Annotated in this window: 5 protein-coding genes and 1 CRISPR repeat array; all 5 genes read right to left on the reverse strand. The window is 29.3% G+C overall.

Features of this window, described 5'->3' with window-relative positions; genetic code table 11:
* Positions 1-1424: 1424 nt before the first annotated feature.
* Complete coding sequence (locus tag N4A45_06315) at positions 1425-1946, reverse strand: ATP-binding protein (GenBank protein MCT4664831.1); 522 nt, start codon at positions 1944-1946, stop codon at positions 1425-1427.
* A gap of 14 nt (positions 1947-1960) precedes the next feature.
* Entirely contained in the window at positions 1961-2338 is a 378-nt protein-coding gene (locus N4A45_06320; protein ID MCT4664832.1) for an ASCH domain-containing protein, read from the reverse strand.
* The gene (locus tag N4A45_06325; GenBank protein MCT4664833.1) at positions 2316-3362 is read right to left on the reverse strand and encodes a hypothetical protein; all 1047 of its coding nucleotides are present in this window, start codon (positions 3360-3362) and stop codon (positions 2316-2318) included. The genes N4A45_06320 and N4A45_06325 overlap by 23 nt, the downstream gene beginning before the upstream one ends.
* Positions 3363-3380: 18 nt before the next feature.
* Positions 3381-3734 (reverse strand): ASCH domain-containing protein, encoded by a 354-nt coding sequence (locus N4A45_06330; GenBank protein MCT4664834.1) that lies wholly within the window; start codon positions 3732-3734, stop codon positions 3381-3383.
* A 185-nt stretch (positions 3735-3919) separates the two neighbouring features.
* A CRISPR array of direct repeats spans positions 3920-4148; the repeat unit is 31 nt; unit sequence TGTTTCAATACATCTCATGTTGTGGTCTAAT.
* Between the two features lie 428 nt (positions 4149-4576).
* Positions 4577-5044: a hypothetical protein gene (locus N4A45_06335; protein MCT4664835.1), complete on the reverse strand. Its 468-nt coding sequence runs from the start codon at positions 5042-5044 to the stop codon at positions 4577-4579.
* Positions 5045-5444 lie beyond the last annotated feature (400 nt).

Genomic DNA, 5444 nt, shown 5'->3' on the forward strand with positions numbered 1-5444 from the left:
GGTTTCAATACATCTCATGTTATGGTCTAATGACACTCGTTTCAACGTTTGTCTAAAACGAGTATACACCCTTTTCGTTCAAATTTCAAGCAAAAGTTATGTTTCGCTCCAGTGATTCGCCAATAATTCCTAAATCGTGATGATTTGAGTAATGCTCTCATCTGGATATTTCTGGTTAGAGTGAAAAGCAAAATAAAAACCTAGAGTCTAGAATTGATCTAGTATCTCTAGGTTTTGTTTTTATCTCTTCCCTGCTACTTCTCGTTTGGTTTATTACATCTCATGTTATGGTCTAATATATTTGTCTTGTTACAAATGGCATATTGCTAGAGTTTCAATACATCTCATGTTATGGTCTAATCCATTACTGTCAAAACTATTACAAGAACGCTGGACAGTTTCAATACATCATATGTTAAGGTCTAACAGCTATAGAGAGCAGAAAAAGATACATGAACTTCAGGTTTCAATACATCATATGTTAAGGTCTAATAATATAAACTGGATAGACACTTATATGTTTACTACGTTTCAATACATCATATGTTATGGTCTAACCTTGCAAGAAAAGTTTGACGCTGGAGGTATTAAACAGTTTCAATACATCATATGTTATGGTCTAACTTTGCCCAAACGGTCAAATGGATTTGCCCAAATGGGGTTTCAATACATCTCATGTTAAGGTCTAATGTAAATGTGATGACAATCCACGCTAGCAAAGGTTTGTTTCAATACATCTCATGTTAAGGTCTAATGATGTCGCAGCAAAGTATAATTAGAACGGTAAAAAAGTTTCAATACATCTCATGTTAAGGTCTAATCATTCAAAAAACTTCCGAGATAATGATTAATGAAATGTTTCAATACATCGTATGTTAAGGTCTAATATTCTACGTTTCGCAGAATGTAGAAACAGAGTGGGTGTTTCAATACATCGCATGTTAAGGTCTAACAAAAACAAAAAGCTGCGAACGTAACACATAGTGTATGTTTCAATACATCATATGTTATGGTCTAACAACGAACAAACAAGAAAAAGCGATTACGTCGCATTTGTTTCAATACATCCCATGTTAAGGTCTAATAGGAGAAAGAAAATGGACTACCGATGAAATAAAAACGTTTCAATACATCACATGTTATGGTCTAATTGAACAGATTAAAAAAGCTGACGGAAAGAAAAAAGGGTTTCAATACATCTCATGTTATGGTCTAATGACACTCGTTTCAACGTTTGTCTAAAACGAGTATACACCCTTTTCGTTCAAATTTCAAGCAAAAGTTATGTTTCGCTCCAGTGATTTACCAATAATTTCTAAATCATGGTGACTTAAGCAATACTGCCATCTGGATATTTCTGGTTGGAATTTTATTTGGCTATATAAAAAACAACTCAAATTGAGTTGTTTCTATATGCTACTTTTTTATATGCTAAAATTTTTGATGAAATTATGCTCATCAGATTTGTTAATAATTTCAATAGGAATATTTAACCTAGCTGCTATGTTTTTCGCATGTTCAATTTCTTTTTTTTGAAAATCATCTAAGAATTCTACGGAATATTTATTTTCATCTCTACTTAGCAATCTTTTTCTAATTAATTTTGGATTATCTTTTAATACAAAAATTTTCCTCATATTAAGCTTTTCAAAAACTGCTACGTCTATTTTTTCAATATGCAAACTGTCCTTTAATAAGCAAAAGTGACCATCTAGTAAAACCAAATTTTCTTTATTCAAAAACCTATCAACAGCTATTAATAGTTTTTCCTGATTTTTTTCTACATCTACTACTGTTTTATCTTTTTTTAAATCGACTTCATTCAATCTTTTTAGTAACTCACTTGCAGAAACTGTTTTATAATTTGTTATATCAGCTATTTCATTACAAAGGGTTGTTTTTCCAACACCATGTATTCCTGCAATAAAAATTATATCAGGACACATATTAAATCACTCTCCTATGAAATATATCTAAATGATTGTGGTGCTACTTTAATTGTTTCGTCAAATTCGTTCAAGTTTAATGGCTTGTCATAAACAGTAAAGCTTTTAATAACTATAGCAAATCCTTTATCTCGGTCATTAAAATAAGCCATATATTCATCTTTAGGTATTCCAGAAAAATCCTTAGTTTTTTCCCATAATACATTCGGAGAATACTCTAGCACATTTCCAATTTCGAACTCTCCGATAACCTTACCTACTGGTTTAGTTGCGTATACTACTACACTTCTAATATCTTTTCTTTTAAAAATACTTTTCCTGTACTCAAATTTTTTGCGTCCCTCAAATATTTCGGTAACATATTTAGGCTTAATCGATAATAATATTTTCATTTACTTCACCCAATTCTATAATTTTTTCAAATTCATCATCATTTAAATCCACTAAAACCCAACGCCCTCGGCTTATCCCTACATCATGTATTAATTTCTGTCGTATAATTCTTTTGTTAAATGCAACATTATAAGTCATCTTTATGATACTATTATATTTCTTTTCTCTCCAGAATCTTCTAAATTCGTCTATTGTAAAAACACTTCCCTTTTTACAATAATCATAAAAAGAATCAAAATTATGAAATTCATTAATGTCTTTAATTTCCTTTATAACGCAAATAGATGTCGCTGTTGAACTATATTCTGCTATTCTGTTAACATCTTTTGTTCTATAAATAACTAGAATGTCGCCATTACCATATCCTTCAAAAGGAGCACCAGATAAGTAAACTTTTTCAATATTATTAGTTGCTGGAATATCACAAATTTGATGATTTGTTTCAGTATTCAATCGCGAATCAGGAAACATATCGGTATGATATTTAGGCCAAATAGAAAGCATTCCCTTCCTTTTACCTTCGGTTACTATTTTAGGATAATCTAGAAGGACATCGTTTTTAATGTCATCAAGTCTTTTCACATAAACATCTTCTTCTCCACTACCACTAACTTTAACACCATAGTATTCAAAACCATATTTTTCGAGCAAAGTTATTAAGCCACTATGCTTTGAAAAAATGGTTACATAACTTTCATATAAGCCTCTATTAATCATGTTGTCAAATATAATTTTCATAAATCTTTCACCTAATTTAGTTCCATGTGCATTAATCTTAAATGTTCCAACTTTTAGACGTTCATTTTTTGAAAATATTGGACTTATATTAGTATCGACTTCATCTTCATTTTTTAAATATAAAAATCCTTGAATTCCATTTTCTTCAAATATGTACGCTTCTTGATTGTTTTTTGCTTTTTTTTCAAACCAAGAATCAAATCCTACATAAGCGTCTCTCAAAGAATCAAAAAACTCATCTTGCAAATTAATTTGTTGAAATTTCTTTTTTTTAATTACATTCATTAGTAGGCCTCCTTACATTTAACAAAATTCTATAGCTAAAACACCATAGTGTTCTTGCTCGGGTGTATAAATCAGGTATATTCTATTCAAAATTTCCTCAATATCTAAATCATCATGACCAAATTTTTTAATATCATAAAAATTATATAAATTCCTAAATGTATCAAATTCAGTTATTTTTTTTATCTTAATCTTGAAAACACGATTAAGATTTGACTTTTTATGAAAGAGAATGTAATCGCCAATTTTCAATTTACTTCTCTTTTCATCCTTAATTCTCACTTCTATAAGCTTTTTACCCATCTCTAATCTTTCAAATTCAACATCATTTAATCTCATATCGTAAATCATACAATTTCTCCATTCGCTCATTGATTTAATCGTTAATTGTATCCCATTTTTAATTTTGACTCACTAATAATTTTATATTAATAAATAATTAAATCAAAACAACACTCTTACAAGTTATAGTACATTACAATTATACCGAACTTACGTTCGGTATGCAAGTGACGCTAAAAGAATTTTTTAGATTAGATATTTAATGGAAAGATAGTGGATTCAATACATCTCATGTTATGGTCTAATCATCGAGGAAAACTACAAACTTCCTCAAATCATGGTGTTTCAATACATCTCATGTTGTGGTCTAATAATGTCCCGTCTTCTTTAATTTCCTTTATTTCTAGTGTTTCAATACATCTCATGTTGTGGTCTAATTAGTGCAGCGGTAGCAGCTGCATTGGATTTACCAATGTTTCAATACATCTCATGTTGTGGTCTAATGACACTCGTTTCAACATTTGTTTAAAACGAGTATACACCCTTTTCGTTCAAATTTCAAGCAAATGTTATGTTTCGCTCCAGTGATTTGCCAATAATTCCTAAATCATGGTGATTTGAGTAATACTGTCATCTGGATATTTCTGGTTGGAGTTTCAAATACCTATTATTACACTCAAAAAATATATAATTACAATTTTCTACTCTCTATTCAACGTTTCAAAAACAGAAAACAGCTAAATTTAGCTGTTTTTACTTCTAAATTAACCATTTCATTTTATCATTTTAAGATGTTGATTTCAACTTTTATACATAACACGTCGTAATTCAACCGCGAATAAAATAATTGATATTTTAAAATAGAAAATCAAGTGCGCTATAATAAACAAATACTATTTTCTAGTTATTTTTTATTCAGTAACTTCTTAAGATTACCCTAACACAATATTATCGTTGTTAAGTAATAGTGATATGTTTTTTAGGTATTTTACTTTAAACAAATTGGCAATCCTTTTTTTATATCTATTTTTTAATTCTGTTGAAAAATCTGAGCTTCTTTCCATACCGCCTGGCTCAAAATAATCTTCTATGTTTCTGTTAGATCTTATTGCTCTTAATTGTTTGTCACCACTATCTAGTTCAAATAAAATTTTTCTAGGGACTTTTAATTGTGATTCATAAAACATCTTAAAAATCAAATCATCTCTTTTAATATTATTTAACTTGCAAATTTCATCAACTTTAAAAAGTTTTATCTCAAAAACCTTTTGTGATGGAACTTCTATTCCATATATAACTTCTTCTAAAAATTCATCAATCGATAAAAAATTTGAATCGGAATAATTTTTCTTTGAACCTTTAATAACCAAATCGTTTATTAATTTATAATACTCGACCATTTGACATCACCTCATAAATTTTTTACCCTACTAATTAAATAAAAAACACTTCAATTTTAATTTATTGACTGCTTTATAAAATAAAAAACGACCTAATCTGGTCGAAATAGTTCTTTTGTAGTAGCTATTTTACGTCACAATATCTACATTTTGCGACAAAATACTTTTGCATGGTACATCGTATGTTATGGTCTAATTGTAGAAATGATCAATGAGGATTATGGTACAAACTAGTTTCAATACATCTCATGTTAAGGTCTAATAGGGTATGGTAGACATTAAAGGTTCTGACAACGTTACGTTTCAATACATCTCATGTTAAGGTCTAATAAACTCGGATTTCGAATTCATGCAGGTTATGTATGAGTTTCAATACATCTCATGTTAAGGTCTAATAAGA

Source organism: Flavobacteriales bacterium, from assembly GCA_025210805.1.
Lineage (GTDB): Bacteria > Bacteroidota > Bacteroidia > Flavobacteriales > CAJXXR01 > JAOAQX01.